This is a genomic window from Paenibacillus sp. cl141a (assembly GCF_900109305.1).
GTDB lineage: Bacteria > Bacillota > Bacilli > Paenibacillales > Paenibacillaceae > Paenibacillus_AQ > Paenibacillus_AQ lautus_A.
This window is the reverse complement of record NZ_FNZO01000010.1, coordinates 168,578-186,979: the sequence shown is the minus strand read 5'-3', so window position 1 is coordinate 186,979 and position 18,402 is coordinate 168,578. Positions and strand designations below refer to the sequence as shown.

Annotated in this window: 17 protein-coding genes; 11 read left to right on the top strand and 6 right to left on the bottom strand. The window is 49.2% G+C overall.

The genetic code is table 11. The features are described from left to right. Positions 1-46 precede the first annotated feature (46 nt). Positions 47-718 carry a hypothetical protein gene (locus BMX45_RS23800; protein WP_090912413.1) on the bottom strand — a complete coding sequence of 224 codons (672 nt, stop codon included), beginning with the start codon at positions 716-718 and terminating at the stop codon, positions 47-49. A 362-nt stretch (positions 719-1,080) separates the two neighbouring features. On the opposite strand from BMX45_RS23800, the gene guaD reads away from it, so the two are divergent. The 5 genes from guaD to BMX45_RS23775 all read left to right on the top strand — a co-directional run bounded on the left by guaD (position 1,081) and on the right by BMX45_RS23775 (position 6,364). Beyond that, positions 1,081-2,445, top strand: a complete 1,365-nt coding sequence (guaD, locus tag BMX45_RS23795; RefSeq protein ID WP_090912411.1) for a guanine deaminase — start codon at positions 1,081-1,083, stop codon at positions 2,443-2,445. Between the two features lie 57 nt (positions 2,446-2,502). Then, entirely contained in the window at positions 2,503-3,855 is a 1,353-nt protein-coding gene (locus tag BMX45_RS23790) for a uracil-xanthine permease family protein (protein WP_090912511.1), read from the top strand. Between the two features lie 267 nt (positions 3,856-4,122). Continuing rightward, positions 4,123-4,236 (top strand): putative holin-like toxin, encoded by a 114-nt coding sequence (locus BMX45_RS31985; protein WP_254778222.1) that lies wholly within the window; start codon positions 4,123-4,125, stop codon positions 4,234-4,236. 755 nt (positions 4,237-4,991) lie between these two features. Beyond that, on the top strand, positions 4,992-5,324 hold the full coding sequence (locus tag BMX45_RS23780) for a hypothetical protein (protein WP_254778221.1): 333 nt from the start codon (positions 4,992-4,994) through the stop codon (positions 5,322-5,324). A 182-nt stretch (positions 5,325-5,506) separates the two neighbouring features. After that, positions 5,507-6,364: a hypothetical protein gene (locus BMX45_RS23775; RefSeq protein WP_090912409.1), complete on the top strand. Its 858-nt coding sequence runs from the start codon at positions 5,507-5,509 to the stop codon at positions 6,362-6,364. Positions 6,365-6,613: 249 nt separating this feature from the next. On the opposite strand, the gene BMX45_RS23770 is transcribed toward BMX45_RS23775, so the two are convergent. Both BMX45_RS23770 and BMX45_RS23765 read right to left on the bottom strand, forming a co-directional pair. Then, positions 6,614-7,351: an SMI1/KNR4 family protein gene (locus BMX45_RS23770; protein WP_090912407.1), complete on the bottom strand. Its 738-nt coding sequence runs from the start codon at positions 7,349-7,351 to the stop codon at positions 6,614-6,616. Between the two features lie 88 nt (positions 7,352-7,439). Further along, positions 7,440-7,799, bottom strand: a complete 360-nt coding sequence (locus tag BMX45_RS23765) for a hypothetical protein (RefSeq protein ID WP_254778220.1) — start codon at positions 7,797-7,799, stop codon at positions 7,440-7,442. A gap of 411 nt (positions 7,800-8,210) precedes the next feature. On the opposite strand from BMX45_RS23765, the gene ssuC reads away from it, so the two are divergent. From ssuC to BMX45_RS23735, 6 genes are all read left to right on the top strand, one after another. Further along, entirely contained in the window at positions 8,211-8,990 is a 780-nt protein-coding gene (gene ssuC, locus BMX45_RS23760) for an aliphatic sulfonate ABC transporter permease SsuC (RefSeq protein WP_090912403.1), read from the top strand. A 13-nt stretch (positions 8,991-9,003) separates the two neighbouring features. Next, a complete protein-coding gene (locus tag BMX45_RS23755) occupies positions 9,004-9,801 on the top strand; it encodes an ATP-binding cassette domain-containing protein (RefSeq protein WP_090912401.1) in 798 nt (265 codons plus the stop codon). A gap of 227 nt (positions 9,802-10,028) precedes the next feature. Continuing rightward, positions 10,029-11,045: an ABC transporter substrate-binding protein gene (locus BMX45_RS23750; protein ID WP_090912399.1), complete on the top strand. Its 1,017-nt coding sequence runs from the start codon at positions 10,029-10,031 to the stop codon at positions 11,043-11,045. After that, on the top strand, positions 11,042-11,941 hold the full coding sequence (locus tag BMX45_RS23745; RefSeq protein ID WP_090912397.1) for an aliphatic sulfonate ABC transporter substrate-binding protein: 900 nt from the start codon (positions 11,042-11,044) through the stop codon (positions 11,939-11,941). Before BMX45_RS23750 ends, BMX45_RS23745 begins: the two co-directional genes overlap by 4 nt. 1 nt (position 11,942) lies before the next feature. Next, the gene (locus BMX45_RS23740; protein WP_090912395.1) at positions 11,943-13,085 is read left to right on the top strand and encodes an LLM class flavin-dependent oxidoreductase; all 1,143 of its coding nucleotides are present in this window, start codon (positions 11,943-11,945) and stop codon (positions 13,083-13,085) included. A 27-nt stretch (positions 13,086-13,112) separates the two neighbouring features. Further along, positions 13,113-14,099, top strand: coding sequence for an ABC transporter substrate-binding protein (locus BMX45_RS23735; protein ID WP_090912509.1), 987 nt, complete (start codon positions 13,113-13,115; stop codon positions 14,097-14,099). Between the two features lie 240 nt (positions 14,100-14,339). On the opposite strand, the gene uidA is transcribed toward BMX45_RS23735, so the two are convergent. The 3 genes from uidA to BMX45_RS23720 all read right to left on the bottom strand — a co-directional run bounded on the left by uidA (position 14,340) and on the right by BMX45_RS23720 (position 18,399). Further along, positions 14,340-16,139, bottom strand: a complete 1,800-nt coding sequence (gene uidA / locus BMX45_RS23730) for a beta-glucuronidase (RefSeq protein WP_090912393.1) — start codon at positions 16,137-16,139, stop codon at positions 14,340-14,342. Between the two features lie 11 nt (positions 16,140-16,150). Further along, positions 16,151-17,494, bottom strand: coding sequence for an ABC transporter substrate-binding protein (locus BMX45_RS23725; RefSeq protein WP_090912391.1), 1,344 nt, complete (start codon positions 17,492-17,494; stop codon positions 16,151-16,153). 74 nt (positions 17,495-17,568) lie between these two features. Further along, entirely contained in the window at positions 17,569-18,399 is an 831-nt protein-coding gene (locus BMX45_RS23720) for a carbohydrate ABC transporter permease (RefSeq protein WP_090912389.1), read from the bottom strand. Between the last annotated feature and the right edge of the window lie 3 nt (positions 18,400-18,402).

Here is an 18,402-nt window from a genome sequence, read left to right as displayed (position 1 = left end):
TTACCCTACCCCCTTGTATTTAGAAAAGGAAATTGAACTCTTTTGTCTATTCTGTCCACCAATTATTCTGCCAAACATAAGTATAATTCCAATTGGTTACACTACTTTCACTGAGAATCAAATCACCGGCGTTCTTTGCACTTGTGAAGGCACTGTCGTAACCAGATGGATGGCTAGCCGCGTAGGCTCTTCCGTATACGTTATTATGCAAATCCATTATATTTGCATTATCAAAAAAGCCTTTAAAAGTGTCGATGTTCGCTTGACACACAAGGATCAATTGAAATTTTAAATTCGGAATATACAGTGTTGTGTCAATAAATGCATCGTACCCTGCGGCACCAGAACCATTGCCAACGTAGTAATTGTATCTATTATTGTAATAGTTTATAACAGGATTTAACAGCACGAGCCCCCATTCATGGTTTATCGTAGCAGTTCTTGTTTTAATAGCCCCTACATCCTTGGTAGATAAATAATTCCAAGTGAAATGTCTGTAAGCATCTCTTAACATGACATCACTGGAGTTTGGATATTTTTTTAATGCCTCATCTCTTGCTTTGTTGGCATGGGTGAGCCCAATCTTAGCAATATCCGTCGCTGATAAACCCTCATCTCGATCAAGTACTCCCTCAATGTAGTTCCCTTTCCTCAGTTCGTTATAGTATTGATCATAATCATTAACTAGAATATTGATGTCCTTATTATAAATATTCATTAACTCTTTGGGAAAGTTACGGTTTTTTTATAAAAAATAGTAAATAAATGTCTATCTAATTTTTCAGGATAAACTTTAACTCAATTTCATTTAACTCATTGGCTTTCCTTGAGACGTTTTAGATCCTTTTAGTATTATCAAACATTAATATCAAGGTAATTAAATATTCCCCTGATACTTCGGTTGTGATTGATCTTTATCCTGAAAACCGTTTGTTTCTAGTTTCCCTGGATCAACCTTACATTCATTCTTATATCAGAATCAGCAAAACCCACCTATTCGCCTTTAAACTATGGACATCTCATTTTTAACGGACTATAATGACAAAAGCGCTCCAAAAAACGAACATTAAGGCGGTAAACATGAGTAAATATATGTTATTATTTCAAGGGACTTCTTTTTCAAGCAAATCTCCCAAAGAAATTCAAGTATTGAGAGACTATCTTTACTGCGTCAACACGGACGGCATGATTGAGCAAGTTGTGGCACCGGAAGATGCCGACTATCAATCCTTGCTGGATACGTATCAAGGCACGGACAGCTTTCACCGACTAGAGGAAGGACAGTATTTCCTTCCTGGCTTTGTCGATTTGCATGTTCACGCCCCGCAATGGGCTCAATCCGGAACCGCATTGGACATTCCGCTCTACGATTGGCTGAATACCTATACGTTCCCGCTGGAATCGAAATTCTCCGATCTGGAGTTTGCGCAAAAGGTTTACGGCGATGTGGTAAGCACCCTGCTGGCCAATGGAACAACGACAGCCCTTTATTTTGCCACGGTGCATAAAGAAGCCAGCTTGTTGTTAGCCCAAATCTGTGCGAGCAAGGGCCAGCGCGGACTTGTCGGAAAGGTCGTCATGGACGACCCCGAGCAGAATCCGGGTTACTACCGCGATGCGGACACATCCACGGCACTGGCGGATACGGAGGAATTTATTATCGCTGTACAGGAACTCGCCAAAACCACAAAACAAGGCGTGTATCCCGTCGTCACCCCACGCTTCATCCCAAGCTGTACGGATGAGGGGCTGAAGGGTCTTGGCGAGCTGGCAGCCAAATACGACACATATGTACAGTCCCACTGCAGCGAAAGCGATTGGGCGCACGGGTATGTGAAAGATCGATTCCAGAAAAACGATGCGTTTGCCTTGCATGATTTTGGCCTGCTGCGCGATAAATCGGTTATGGCTCATTGTAATTTTCTCGATGATCAAGATGCCGAATTGTTCGCTGACACGGGCACCGCGATCGCGCACTGCCCGATATCCAACGCGTATTTCGCTAACAGCGTCATCCCGGTCGCCCGCTTCCATGCTAAAAATGTGGAGATCGGTTTAGGCTCGGATCTATCCGGCGGCTTCTCGCCCAGTCTCTTCGATAATATAAGGCAAGCCGTGATGTCTTCGCGGATGCTGGAAGATGGCGTGAACACCTCCCTTCCTGCTGAAGCTCGTGGGGTACCCGACTCGCGGATTACGGTCCATGAGGCATTCTATCTGGCTACGGCCGGGGGCGGTGAAAGTCTGAGCCTGCCAATCGGTCGCATTCAAGAAAACTATGCATGGGATGTGCAGGTGATCGATACGAGGCTTCCATCCGCAAAGCTGCCGATTTTTGACGAGTTTGAAGACATACAAGATATTTTTCAGAAAATCATGTATCTGGCACGGCCTGAGCATATCCGCGAGGTGTGGGTGCAAGGGGAAAAGGTTCATACGCGTTAAGACAAATAGAGGTTGTTCAACAAGCAATTCATCCTAACATTCGAGGTGTCCAGCGGAGTGAAAACACAAGCAGAAGAGCTAAATGGCACGCAAACAAAATCACAGCATTTAACGGTTCCGCCCGACGGTAAAATATCATTCGGGAAATCCGCCATTCTCGGTTTACAGCATGTCGTCGCGATGGACGTCTATGTCGTCCCTTTCCTGATTGCCATGTTAATCGGCTTAGCGCCCAATCAGTCCAGCGCATTGATTCAATCCACGTTTATTGCGGCCGGGCTTGCCACGATCGTGCAAACGTATTTCTGTATGAAGCTGCCGATGGCGCAGGGCCCTTCCTATGTTCCACTCGGCGCGATTGTCGCGATATATGCCGCCAGCGGCGGCGGAGAGATGGGTTGGAGTTCCGTGCTGGGCGCGAGCTTGATTGGCGCGATCCTCGTGATTATTTTGGGGTATACGGGAATCTTCAATAAAATCGTTAGTTCCTTCATCCCGCCTATTGTCGGGGGCACGATCATCTTCATCGTCGGTCTGTCCTTATTGCCGGTAGCCATCCGAGACAATATCTACGGCGCCACGGACGCTACCATCAATCAGAACGTGCTGCTGGCCCTGATCTCAGCGGCTGCACTCATTCTGTTCGTCATCCTGGGTTCTTTGTTCCGCACGAGAGGCGCGATATTCCGCGTTACGTCTGTGATGGTCGCGTTAATTATCGGATGTATCTCGGCCAACTTTATGGGGGTGCTGGATTTCAGCGCTGTCGGAAATGCCAAGTGGTTCAGCATGCCGCAGATTCCGTTTAAGGATTTTGGCTTCTCGTTCGACTTCTCGGCGATCATCACCATGATCATTATTTATCTCGTCCTGCTGGCAGAAACGACGGGTACATGGTTTGCCATCAGCAATGTCATTGATAAACCGTTAACGGATAAGAACATTAACCGTGGGGTTATTGGTGAGGGGATTAGCTGCCTGATTGCTTCGGGGCTCGGCTCCACGCCGGTTACCGGCTATTCCACCAATGCAGGCATCATCTCCATCACGGGTGTGGCCAGTCGTCGGGTCTTCCTGGCGGTAGGCGGATGGTTTGTCCTCTTCGGCTGCTCCGGCAAATTGGCCGCGCTGATCTCCTCGATCCCAACCGCGGTCATCGGCGGCGTATTCGCCATCGTCTGCGGCATCATCTCGATTAACGGGATCCAGGTTATGAAGAACGAAAAAATCGGGGAAAAAGAAATGTACATTATCGCCATCCCGATGATTTTGACGTTGGCGTTAGTGCTCATTCCGAAAGACTTCTTGTACACGCTGCCTACGTTCGTGCAGTATTTGTTGGGCTCGCCGATTCTGGCTGCTTCGCTTGCAGCGATCTTGTTGAATAAATTGCTGCCGAGTGCGAAGTAGGTTGTAGGCAAGGTAATTGGAGTTGTATGTAAGATTAAATGGGGCTGCCCTCAAAGAGACTACGTTTGTCGTAGGCTTTGGGGGTGGTTTTTTTGTATGGGGGTTAGTCCCCCAGCGCCTCCAAGAACCCATAGAAACGCGGATGTATTTTAACTAACTTGAGAGACGTCATAATAGTCGCTATTCTTCCATTATGGTATAATTACCCATACAACAGAATGGCTAGTATGGGCGGTCGGCTAGTCTCCCGGAAGGGAGGTGATGCCTGTGGAGGTTAAGGATGTTTTGACATTAATGATCCAATTCGGTTCGCTGCTTGTCACGCTGATCGGTTTGGTCGTAACGATTGTCTTAGCATTGAACCAAAACAAAAAGAAATAGGCCGCCCTAGGCAAGGGTGACGACCTATTTCTGAACCTTGTACAGCCTACCGCCCTTAAAAGCGGTTGTTGTCAGGAGTGAGGATGTTAGCAGCATCCTCACTCCACTTTATTATATACATATTGTACCATAAAATTACCCAGCATTGTAAATGCAGAAAAGTCCAAGATATCCAAAAATGCGGGAGAGCGCATTTTCCGTATAATCCATCTGTAAAACCCATTCCCAAGCGTTTTACTAAACAAATAGTAAATTAAAAACAGTAAAAGTCCCAATTACACCAAATACAACGGTAATAATATCAACCATGCATATAACATCCTTTACACCGGCTTTTTTATGAGAGTATCCTTATTCCGGTCCCAACACAGAGCTTCAAGGATCCCTCCATGTTTGGCAGTCGAACGTTAACGATCTTACCCATCAGATGATACCTTTCATAAAATGCTCCACGAGGTCCCTCTATCGGGTCCCGCTGCATATCCATCACAAAAAAACGCACCTCCTCATGGAGATGCGTTTTTCAGTTCTGAACGGTGCGCGGTGCATAAGCGCAAAGAAAAACGCGTACGCCTTCAATGATGATACGTTTGGTTTGTTCCTCCTCTACTGTCCCGGTATTTCTCGGTTGATCAAATACCAATAGGCAGCGAAGTGCTTTGTAGCCATTACAGGATCTGGCACATCGAGCAGTCCGGATTGTCCAAACTCGGTACGATTGGCCTTTTGAACGGACTGCGTTTTTGTATGCATCCGTGTTTGGGCTGCTGGGGTTTGGATTGATGACAAGCTGGACATTTGGCCGTGAGTATTCGGATCGGACGCTTAAGGCTTTGCTCGGTTTGCCTATATCGCGCGGTTATCTGATGCCGATCGGCTTTGCGTTTACAACTTTGATGCTGGCATTGGTATTCGGATCTACTGACATTGGCACGTATCTGCCTTGGTCTGTACCTGCGTTGCATCTGAAGGAAAGTGGAGTCGCATCATTTCCCTTAGCAGATACCAGTTATTTTCTGGTGTTTTTAATAGGACTGGCAGGCTTCATTTGGACGGTTAAATGGTTGCTAAACAGGGAGCACCGATGAATTACGAGGAAAGACTTCTGCATAGAAAGCTCTGATCTCCCGATGTAGGAGGCCCGTTTTTTTGTAAACTAATGTGTCTAAAAGCATGCTTTTAGGAACAAAAATAATCCGTGTCACAATCGACAGGTTCTTGATTGTTATATAGGTGTAGAACAAATCACACAATATATGGAGGAACCATTATGAAAAAGGTTTACAAAGTGCTCAGCACCGTAGCGCTGGCAGGAATCATTGGTGCCACTTCTATGGTATATTATCAAACACAGGCAAGTGCAGCCAGTGTCGGAACAACGGTTACTGCAACTGAAAAAGCTGCAACAACTGCACCTGCTGCGGCAGTCAAGAAAGCCGAGCAAACATTAAAGAAAATAACAGGCACTGCCTATAAACTTTACAAAGGTGAGTCCATCGGCACGAAGGAATGGTCCTATTCCGTTAAAAATTCTCCTTTTAGCCAAGTTATATTAGATAAAAAAGGAAAAATTAGTGTCGCTAGCATCAGCACTGACAATCGGACCTACCACATCAATGAGGACAAGCTTAGTCACACCTCCGAGTCAATCCAACTGGATGCGGTAGACTCTTCTGTACAACAAGCTGCGGAAGCTGTCTTCGACAAGCTGGAAGGTGTGGAGCAAGGAGAACTGGCCAATGTCTCTCTTATTAAAAAAGGGACTAAACAAGTGTATGAGTTCATGTTCGTGGACGGTGATTTCGGAACGTGGATAGGGATCGACAAAAACACTCTTGATGTACTGAGTGTGAACGCTAGAGCCCTGGCAGATGATCTGTATGGCAAGGATCAGGATGCTATTGATAAATATGAAGAAAGCATCAAAGCGCTCACCGAAAAGCAGCTGTTGGCAAAAGCAACAGAGCAGGCTGAAGCTTGGCTTGGCCTTGATCTGACCGGATACAAAGCAACGAAGGGGGCTTTCCCATCTGACCGCATTGTTTTTGAAAAAAAAGGAGCCCCTACTATTACAGGTAACTTCAATTCGGACGGTATGTTCTTCTTCATCGCCGTGCAGTACTTGTAATACTGAAATTCTTCAACAACTCTCCCATGTGCAACAAAAAAAGCGTAAGGGTTCCCTGGGATTGACCCCATAACATGAGATAAATTAAAACACCTTCAAGAGAATGCAACCATGTCATGAGATATGGAGACAACCTTGGAGGTGTTTTTGCTCTGGCAGATATTATCCAACATTGGAAACACGGTGACTTCGATGTTAAAATCTAATTCCTACATTTTTTTAAAATTACTTACTCACTCCCTCAACCCATCACTGCGCTGACAGATTCGTTCGAAATGCAGGCAAATCGGCTGCCTTCCCCATCTCGCTCAGTAGCTTCTCCAAACTAGTTTGCTCAAATGACGCCAGATATACGGCCAGCGGGTCATCCGCCTCCTCTTCGGATACGTCAAGTTCAAACACGATCAGCACATCGTCCTTCAGATAGATTTTCCATGCATTCAGCTCCGATCCTTCCTCCATCTCATGCTCCGCTTCCTCCAGACGCATACATCCGCGATAGTCGGGCAAGCTCCACATGCTCTCATCGAAAATGGCCCAATACGGCAGCCGATCCTCAACGCCTAACTGAACAAGTCCCTTGCCGGCGAGAAAACGTTGAAGCGACCGATTTTCCAGTTGCCAGTCGGGAGAGTTCCACGCGCACAAATAGACCGGTGGATCTTCCTGCTCCAAATCCTGAATTCGGATCCCGCAATATATTACGGACTCCTCTACTTGATAGAAGATCAGAAATGCCTTATCTGTCGTAAAAAACGTGTCATCAGGAATAAACACATCCTGCAGAGGGAGCGGTTCATATTGGTTATTGCACCCTTGCGTGATATATGGGGATTGTCCCAAAATCTTATAATATTCCCGCAGCACCGTCAGCAACGGGAAACCCAAGCTTTGTTCCTTTGCTTGAATGTCCGCCTCAGAAATGCCGTGGGCCTCCTTGTGGTGCTCTCCTAATACATGGAGAAGTCCTTCGATTGTTGCTTTCATAAAAGTTGGGTCAACCTCCTCGATGTATATCGTTCAACAAGCTTCTGCTAGTCCTTCTAGTGAACATTGACACACTTCAATCTAACAATCATGAATTGAATAAGCCTGATGCTGGAATCCTTTTCCAGCCTTCAAGTCCTACTAAATTTAGTATCCGTTCTTTTTCGGAAGCATCAAATGTGTCCGTATCTTTTTTAAGACTCCCTTCAAATTCCTTCATGTACTGCTCATTACTCGTGTCGGTAACATACATATAATAGACATCTTGTATCGTATCCCCGTTGCGAAATTGAAACTGAAAGACATACATTTGTTTAATTTCTTGAATATTGGGCAGTTGTTCGGGTTCTCCACTCTGTGCCCATTGTGCGGCATTCCTCAGCAAATCAGGGTCACTTTGAACATTGATCAGTTCGGGTTGAACGCGATGTGTATCATTACGATACAAATAGATATTGACCATCTCCAACGAGCCGGATTCTTCTATTCGATCCGGGTTTCTTGGCGAACAGGAAGTTAGGAGGGAAGCAACAAGAACAACATACAATAGGGCAATTATTTTGTTAATATGAAACACTCCTATATATCACTTCAATTAAGAACGTATTTTCCGTATGGGGGAATATACATTACACCATATTTTAACATAGCCTCTTCCATAGACTATAGACTCGCATATTTCCGGTTGACGAAACCAAAATCGGGAAGTATAATCAAATCCATATTAAACTTATAGGAATTATTAAATATTAAATGATACCGACCATTCAAATGGAGGTCACAGCCTCAGCAGATATTGTGCTGGCGTTGTGGCCTTTTTCTTTTGATCCTATTTTTGAAGGCTAGGTGAGTTGAAGTGATGAGAAAGCTCATGTCCAATCCCATCCTCGGAAAATGTTTGCCTTGGGTTCTCCCCATCTTACTAATCGTTGTGTGGGCTATATTATCCAATCTTGACGTGATTTCGAGGAAAATCCTCCCCCTGCCTCAAGACGTTTTATTTTCTTTCAGGGATTTGCTGTTATCTGGAAAGTTAATCGAACACATCGCCATCAGTTTCCAAAGAGCGTTCATTGGTTTCTTAATCGGCGGGGGGATCGGTCTTGTACTGGGCTTTATCAACGGCTTATCGTCCATCGCCGAAAAATTGTTGGATACCACGATTCAAATGGTACGCAATGTTCCTCATCTGGCGATGATTCCCCTAGTCGTTCTATGGTTTGGTATTGGCGAAGAGTCGAAAATATTCTTGGTCGCGGTTGGCGTGTTATTTCCGGTCTACATCAATACCTTGCACGGCATCCGCTCCGTGGACAACGGATTGATCGAAATGGGCAGCGTATACGGGCTGCGCTCCGCTTCGCTCTTCTGGAAAGTTGTTCTGCCTGGCGCCCTGCCTTCCATTCTGGTCGGACTCCGCTACGCTCTAGGCATTATGTGGCTCACCCTCATCGTATCCGAAACGATTGCTACGAATTCGGGCATCGGCTTTCTGGCCATGAACGCAAGAGAATACATGCAAACCGATATCATTCTGCTGACCATTGTGCTGTATGCCTTATTTGGAAAGCTGGCCGATTCCATCGCGAAGCTCTTAGAGAAGCGCTTCTTACAATGGAACCCGAATTATCAAAAGTAAGCTCTGAAAGGATGTGTCGACCCTGAAATCCTCTACCCATGGTGTGCATCTTCGTATAACCCAATTACAGAAAAGCTTTGGCGAGCAACCTGTACTTCGAGGCATTGAGTTAGACGTGAAGCCCGGAGAGTTCATTGCCATCATCGGGCGAAGCGGCTGCGGAAAAAGCACGCTATTGCGCGTGATCGCCGGCTTGGAACCCTCCACGTCGGGAGACATAAGGATCAATGACCATCCGGTCGACCAGGTGCATGCCGAAACCCGGATGATGTTTCAAGACGCCAGGCTGCTGCCCTGGAATAAGGTCATCGATAACGTAGCGATCGGACTTCGAAAAGAAGACCGACATAAAGCGGAAGCCGCTTTAGATCAGGTTGGGCTTGGTGCCCGGGCCAATGAATGGCCGTCCGTGCTCTCCGGCGGTCAGAAGCAGCGCGTCGCCTTAGCCAGAGCGTTAGCCAGCCAACCTAAATTATTGCTGCTCGATGAACCTTTAGGCGCGCTGGACGCATTGACCCGCATTGAAATGCAGCAATTAATCGAATCGCTGTGGCAGCAGCAGCCATTTACGACGGTCTTGATTACGCACGATGTCGAAGAGGCTGTCGTCCTGGCCGATCGCGTGGTGCTCATTGAGGAAGGTCGGATTGCGATGGATCGAACCGTTCCTTTCTCACGCCCCCGTCAACGTGGAAATGCCGAAGTGGCAGCATTCATCGATCACATCCTGAAACGGGTCATGGGCATAACCGAAGTGGAAAGCCGACATGAAGCAGAAGACCTCCCCTATCCCTTAAAGAAAGGATCATAGGTGTCTGACACCATCCCGCTTGGGAGGGGATTTCGATCACCATTTCTTGAAGGAGGTGGATCACAAGCGAGCGTTTGACCGGACGTGAAATCGTAAGAAAAACGTCTATCGACGTACTTTCAAAGAAGACAGACCGCGTTTAGCGGTAGTTTTTCTTGCGATATCAGGCAGCAGATTCACCGAAGTTTATACTTTCTGATATCTAGAAAAGAAAGGAGCCCGAAAGCATGCCTAACATCGATAACCCGCAAGAAATCGTGAAGGAAATTAGGATTACCCGCTGCCCGGTTCCGACAGCAGCCAGCTTGGCCCTCGATCTCGGGCTGCTTCATCAGGAGCTAGAAAAGTCCGGATGTACGGCGGCGGAACTAACGAGAGACACCCGTCAAGCTCTGCCTGATGCGCATTTTAATCACACCTTGCCTTTCCTGGTGCGGGAAGGAGGCAACATTCCGGCTTTATGGGCACGCTCAACCGGGAGCGATACGCGGCTGATCGGACTAAGCTGGGTTGATGAATATCAAGCCATCCTCACCCTTCCCGACTCGGATATTCAGGAGCCTGGCGATCTGCGCGGAAGACGAATCGGGATTCCTCGTCATCGGTATTTAGAGATCGATTTTCGGGCGGCCCAAGCGCTTCGCGGTTTTCATAATGCCCTCTCGCTTGCGAATCTAGCGCTGAATGACGTCAACATCATTGATCTTGAAGCCGTTCGCGAAGGAAGACGGGATTCGTGGAATACCGAAATCGAGGCGCTGCAGCGGCGTCAGATCGATGCTGTTTTTGTCAAAGGAGCTACCGGGCTGGAGGCCGCCCGTACGGTTGGCCTGAAGGAAGTGATCGAGCTTGGGTTCCATCCGGATCCGCTGGTGCGAGTCAACAATGGCGTCCCCAGAACCGTGACCGTCGATACGGCCTTGACGGAGCAGGAGCATATCGTGGAACAGATTCTCACTTCGCTGCTTCGTGCCGCCGATTGGTCCAAAGATCATCCCGATGATTTCATTCGGGTTGTTACGAAGGAAACCGGCGCTTCATCCGAATATGTAGCCTCCGCTTATCGTAATATTTCGCTTCGACCTGCACTACGGGAAGACTATTTATCGGCGCTTGATGCCCAGAGCAGGTTCCTGTTCGAGCATGGTTTCCTCCCGCATCCCGTCAACGTATGGGACTGGATTCTTCCAGAACCGTTAGCCGCGGCTGAACAAAACATTGCCAAAGGAGTGTCACTCACATGACTCAAACGAAAGCAGACGTAACCATCGGTGTCCATCCCAATAATCATTCGTTATTCGTATTGCGCCGCTTGGGCTTTTTGGAAGAGATTCTTAAAGACCATAACTCATCCGTTGCTTGGGTTGATTACACCGACGGAGCAAGGACGCCTCTGCGGATCGCTTCCGGCGAAATCGACTTCGGAGGTACAGGGTCTACCCCGCCGTTAACCGCGCAGGCTTCGGATATCGATATTGTGTACGTTGCAGTATCGAATCCCCGTACAGCCAGCGGCGCCTTAGTCGTTCGCAAGGAATCGCCGGTGCAATCCGTTGCGGATTTGAAAGGCTTGCGCATTGCGCTGTCCGAAGGGTCCTGGCATACGAGTTTTCTGGCAACCGCGCTCGATAAGGCAGGCCTTCTATATGATGATGTCGTCCGTGCGGATATAGGCAATGAGGGAGCAAAGGCATTGCTGGCCGGCGAAGTGGAGGCTTGGGTCGGCAACGATCCGCAGCTGACGGAGCTGCATAACAAAGGTCTCATTCGCACGCTCGTGCCGCTTGAGTCCCATATCTCTCACCGTTCCGTATGGTTTGCCAGCCGGGATTTCGCGACAAATCAGCCGCAGCTGATCCAGGCCGTAGTCGAAGCGCTGCAGCAAGCAGATCAGTGGATTCAAGATAACACGCGCGAAGCGGCGGAGCTGTTTGCCCGGGACTTGCCCGATTGGCCTTCCGTGGATTCATGGGAAGCCGCGCTTCGGCGGAGACCTTGGGGGCTGCAGCCGATTACCGAGGAATTCATAACCGAACAGCAGCGGGTTGCCGATCTGTTAGCAAGGCAGCATATTTTGCCTAAGAGCATTATCGTTTCCGATGCCGTTCTGCCCGTACCCGTAGAAATTGGAGGAAAATAGCATGGCTGCACACAAAGAGAACGTTGAAGTGTATTGGTATTTAACCGCGCCGGATGGCCGCAGTCCATGGTCAACGGAGGGTGCGCGCAAAATCGATTTGCCTTACCTAAGGCAGATTGCCTCGGCTGTCGACCAATTAGGGTTTACCGGCGCCTTGCTGGCAACGGGCCCGCATGATACGTGGGTGCTGGGCTCCTCCTTGATTTCCAGCACAAACAACATGCGTTTTCTCATCGCTGTTCATCCACCGTTGATTTCCCCCGTGCTCGCCGCGAAAATGGCGCAAACCTTCGATGATTTTTCCGGAGGCCGCGTATTATTAAACATCGTGAACGGGAACACGGCGCAAATGCGCGCCTATGGATCAACGCTTGGGCATGATGAACGTTATGCCTACACGGATGAATGGATTCAGGTGTGGAAACAAGCGGTAGCCGGAGAAAGCCTGAATTTCCATGGCAAGTATATTACCGCCGAAGGCAAAGCCTTACAGCTCTCCTCCACGCAGAAGCCAACGCCGCCCCTGTGGTTCGGCGGATCATCGCAAGCGGCTCACCTCACGGCAGCCAAGCATATCGATACGTACCTAAGCTGGGGCGAAACGCCTCCGCAAGTTGCCGAGAAGATCAAAGATCTTCAAGCTTTAGCTGCTGAACAAGGGCGTACTATGCGGTATGGCATCCGGCTTTATCTGATCGTGCGCGATACGGACGAAGAAGCATGGCAAGAAGCGGATCGGCTGCTTAAGACGATGGATCCGCACACCGTGGAGCATATGCAATCCGTTCTGCGAAACAGCGATTCGGTGGGGCAGCAGCGCATGCTTCGCAATCACAACGGCCAAATTCCTAAAGACGCGAGGGAGCTCGAAATTTATCCGGATTTATGGGCCGGGATGAGTCTGGTACGACCAGGTCCGGGCACCACGATCGTAGGCAGTCCGGCAACCGTTCTGGCGCGCTTAAGAGAGTATCAGAATGCGGGCATTTCAACGTTTATTTTCTCCGGTGTTCCACTGCTTGAAGAAGCTTACCGTGTAGGAGAATACATCCTGCCCCATCTACGCGATAACCGTCAGGACGTGACCACACCGAAGCAAGAAGAACAGGAGAAGGTCTTCACTTGGGCTCATAACATCCACTAAATGATCCGGCAAAAAGGGAAGTGTCCTATGCGAAAAATAAGCTTACATGTACTATTAGTAATTCTGTTAGTTACGTTATCGGCTTGCGGTAACGCCGGCCAAGCGAAACAAGCTAGTGCCAAGGATGAGGCCGTACCCGTTCGTCTTGGCATACTGCGCAGTGCCCAGCCATTAAGTTTATCCGAGGAAGGCGGGCCCCTGTATAAGAGACTGGAAGCAGCCGGAGCGAGCATTGAAAAAACCGGCGGTTTCGCCGCCATGTCACCGGCGATCGAGGCGTTAAACGCCGGTTCGATCGATATTACAATCGGCTCCATTACGGCAGCCATCAGCGCCCTTGTCGGAGGCTCTTCGGAATTTACGATTTTTACGAAGCAGCCTGGCGATCAAGATAATCAAGGCATTGTCGCCAAGCCGGAAGCCGGCATCAAGGGGCCTTCCGACCTCCGCGGTAAGAAAATCGCCGTCAACCGCGGCGGCACCGGCGAATACTTACTATATAAAGCGCTGGAGAAAGGCGGACTCGATGCAAGCGAAGTCGAGATTGTCTATCTTCCGCCAACGGAAGCAGGACCGGCCTTTGAAAGCGGCCAAGTCGACGCTTGGGCGACATGGGGTTCGTTCACCGCCGTGGCGCTTGTCGACTTCGGTGCAGAGCTGGTCATCTCCGCAGGCGACATCGATTCCGAGAACGATACGGTATATATTGTGCGAAACGGCTTCCTGAAAGAACATCCTAAACTCGTGCATGAAGTGTTCGAAGGCTTGAATGAAGAGTCCGGGCTTCTGTCCAAAGACGTCGATCACACCGTCCAATTAATTCAGGACATCCAAGGCGTCTCCGAACCTGTGGCTCGTCAGCAGCTGGAAGGCTCTTTATACCCGTTTGACCCGATTGATGACACCGTTCGCCAACGTTGGCAAGCAGTCGCCGATTATATGTTTGAGAAAGGGATTATTCCGAATGAAGTGGATGTCCTATCCAATACGGTGGATGTAAGGACGTTGAAGTGAAGCCGCTTGAGGAAGCTTAGAGGAGCAGTGGGCATCAGGCAGTGTTCGTAAAAAGAAACCGGGATGACGCCTAGTAAATGGAGATCAATCTGAAGGGTGAGATTCTAAAACAAGAGGAACTTCATTTGGTGGTAGGGGCAGTCATGACCCTGGTCACGTTTAATATTGAAAAAGGCAAGGAGACTAAGCTCTTTGCCTTTCCATTTAAAGCCGCTTCCTTATCATTGCGGACAGGAAAATTTAAGGCTTGTACTCAAAATCGGGTATCGAATGCCACCGCTTTCTCAACTCGTGTGCAGCAGCTTTCGGTTTGCGATCGCGGGTAAAAACCCCTTTCTTGTTTCCCTGAACCCGAATGATATTTTGACTGGTATGGAAGTCGGCGAAGTTCCAGACGTGTTCCCCGACGAAATTTCCGCATGCGTCAAAAATTTCGTGATTCGCCTGCAAAAACTTAACCTGGAACTCCTCGGTGAACATGACGGGAGCGACATCGTGGAATCCGGCGATCGTATCCGCGCCGTATTCCGTCATGATGATCGGTTTGTCCGGACAGCGTTTGTTCCAGCCTTCGAATTCACGGCGGAGCTTGGCCTGAGCCAACTCCCACTCCCCGCCTTCCACATACCAACCGTAGTAGCGGTTTAAGCACAGGACATCCGCCAGATCCGAAACCTTGCAATCCTCTGGGCTGCCTTCCTGCAAGGTTACTACCGTGACGGGACGCTGCTGCGGATCGCATTCCTTCGTCAGCCGGAACAGCGGTTCAAAGTACTCATACGCCCCGTCCTCCGCCGTTGCCGGCTCGTTGGCGATTGACCACATCACGACACAGGCATGGTTTTTATCCCTCGCAACCAATTCACGAATGGCCTCCCGATGTGCCTCGCGGGTATTGATTTCCTTCCACGTATTCCGTTTCGGGCCGTTTGCATGAATCGCCATAAAGTTCAAATGCAAGCCGACAGCCGCCACCTCGTCGATGACAACAAAGCCTTCCCGATCGGCTAGCCGCATGAACTCTTCCGAGTACGGATAATGGGACGTCCGGAGCGAATTGGCGCCGATCCATTTCATCAATTGAAAATCCATCACGTTGGCCGCCTCGTTGAATCCTCTGCCGTGAATCGGGGAATCCTCGTGCTTGCCGAATCCTTTAAAATAGAACGGTTTTCCGTTGATGAGAAACTTTCCTTCTTTCACTTCCACCGTTCGGATCCCGAAGGGCTGCTCGTATTCGTCGATCGTCTCGCCCTGTTGCAGCAGCTCGATTTTCACCCTGTACAAGTAAGCGTTCAGCGGCTCCCAGAGCTTCGCTTCCCTGATCATTAATTTGCCTTCCGCCCCTTCTCCACTCGCGACAACGATGCCCTCCTCATCAAGGATGCTGACCCTTGTCTCCACCATGTCGCTTGCAGCCACCGAATAATTCACCAAGGCAGAACCATCAGGCTGCACGCCGGATACGATCTCGACATCCCGAATGTAGACCCGGGGCGTCGTATAGATTTTGACCGGTCGGTGAAGTCCCCCATAATTAAAGAAATCGAAATTCGGACGATTGCGAATGATTTTGCCGAGTCCTTCAACCTCCTGCTCTGAATAGTTGCCGACGGGCAGTGTCGATTCATCCAGCACGTTACAAACCGCAACGGTAAGCCGATTTTCCCCTGCGGTTAACCACTCGTTGATTTCGGCCTCAAACGGCGTAAATCCGCCCGCGTGTCCGGCCGCCAAGCGACCGTTGACGTACACCTTCGCCTCATGCGTGGCCGATCCGAATCGGAGAACGATTCGCTCTGAGGAAAGCATGCTTGGAACGATGAATTCCCGCTCATACCACACCCAGCCGACATGATCGCGAATTTCGGCGCTCACGCCCACATCATTGTATGAGGAAGGTACCGCCATCGGGATCGTATCCGAAAGCGGACGTTCCTGCCATTTCTCGGCGAATCCGTTGCCGGAATCAAGTTTAAAATTCCATATTCCGTTTAAATCGAAGACCGTCCGGGATGCGGTCATAATGGGATAAAGCATAGGGTTCCCTCCTACTTGGAATCGATGATTTTTTGAATGCGTTGCTGCGCGTTTTTTACGGTTGTATCAAGATCTTGGCCCGACAGCATCATCGCGTCGAATTCTTCGATGAACACTTTCTCCAGCTCCGCATGGAACGGCACCGCGACCGCCGCCGTCGTTTGGTTCATATGTTCAAGGACGTAGAGCAATGATTCCTTGTCGATCATTTCCGGGGTTTTCGTGCCGGCGATGATGTTATCGACGACTTCGTCCATATTCACCTTCTTCCAGGAAGGAAAGTACTTCCCTTGAAGGGCGATTCCCTCTGTCGTATACCAACGAATAAACGTGTACGCTTCTTCTTTATGCTTCGATTTGCTATAGATCCCCAACACATCGCCGCTGACATTGCCCGAAACCGGATCTTCCTTATTCACCTTCGGAAGGGGAGCGAAGACTGTTTTGAATGTCGCCGGCACTTGATCCGTTCCTCCGGTTTCCGGAACCAGGAATGATCCCATTGAAATCATGCTCGTTTCCTGATTGAAATATTGGGGGCGGTAGTTCAATTTTTGGCTGATGACTTCCGAATACGGCGTCACGAAGGCCTCCTCCTCCCCTTGCAGCCGAAGCTCCAACGACTTGCGAACGCTCGGCGTATCCGCGTTGGCTTTCGTTCCGTCGTCCGTGGTCAAGTTCGCTCCGACCGCTTGATTCATGCTCTGAATAAAGTACGCCTGCGTGGGCCAACTATGGAAATAGGTTCCGTATCTTGTTTTGCCCGCTTCGGTTTTTGTCATCGCCTTGGCATACTGCATATACTCGTCCCACGTCCATTCCTTCGGAAGTTCAAGCCCTGCCTCCTTGAGATGGTTTTCATTGATGAACACAAAGGGGAGAACCGATTTGCCCGGCAGCCCGTACGTTTCCCCCCCAATCCTGGTATCTACTGTATACTCGTCAACAAGGACGGCACCTTCTTGCTCCAGATAGCCGTCGATCGGTTCCAGCATGCCGAGTTCCATACGCTGGCTGAGGTAATTCATGTTGCTGAACATGACGACGTCGAGCGCTTCTCCGGAGGCGGCGGCGAGATCGAGCTTCTTGTAGTATTCGTTGGAATTGTTGTCTTCTGCGGATACGAATTCCACTTTGATATGGGGATGTATTTTTTCGAATTCCGCGATGGCAGCATCCCAGTTGTCGGTCTTCTTCGGATACCAGGTATGCAGTTTGATGGTTACTGTACCGTCCGCTGCGCCGCCGTTCGAATCTCCGCCCTGGCTTTCTCCCGAACCCGAAGCACATCCGGAAACGATGAGCGAAAGGATTGCCACAGCAGCGAAAAAGCGCTTCCAATTTCTTTTGAACATGTGAATTCCCCCTTGGTATATGATAATAAGCCAATAAGCCAGAAGATGACGGTTTGAACTACTGCTTAAATCGTTTATCCTTTGACACTTCCCGAGGCCACCCCTTCTATGACTTGTTTTTGACCGATAATGAAAATAATCAGCAGCGGCAGGATTGCGGATACGGCTCCCGCCATCATGAGTGAATAAAATTCGCCGTTAAAATCGGCAAATTTCCGAATGCCAAGCTGGAGCGTGAACAGCGAATCGGTGCGCAGGAAGATCAGCGGGTTCTGATAATCGTTCCAGGTCCAAATGAAACGGAGTATCATGTAGGTCGAAAGCGCGGGTTTGACCAGCGGCAGCCCGATCCGGAAAAAGATCCTCCAGTGGTTCGCGCCGTCGATTCTTGCGGATTCGATAATCTCGTTATGAACCCCCATGAAAAACTGGCGCAGCAAAAACGTGCCCAATACCCCCGAGGCGCCCAGCAACACGAGGCTCATGTGATTGTCAAACAATCCGAGCCAGCGAAACATGATAAATTGCGGAACAAGAATAGCTTGATGCGGAATCATGTACGTAGCCAATACCAGTATAAAGACCGCATCCCGTCCTATGAAATGAACCTTGGAAAAGCCGTAAGCCGCCATGGCGGAGATGACCAAAGATAATGCAGTCGTCAGCAAAGTTACCTTGATGCTGTTTAGATAATAAAGCCCGAACGGGATGCTCCCCAGCCATACCTGGCTGTAATTTTCAATGATTCTCCACGTGCTCGGGATCCACTGAATCGGATAAGTCATCACCTCAAGCTCCGGCTTGAACGATGCCGACAACATCCACAGAAACGGCAGGATAAAGAAGATCCCTGCGATGCCCATCAGGGCCGTAATGACGACCCGGTTTAGTCGAATGGATTTCATGTT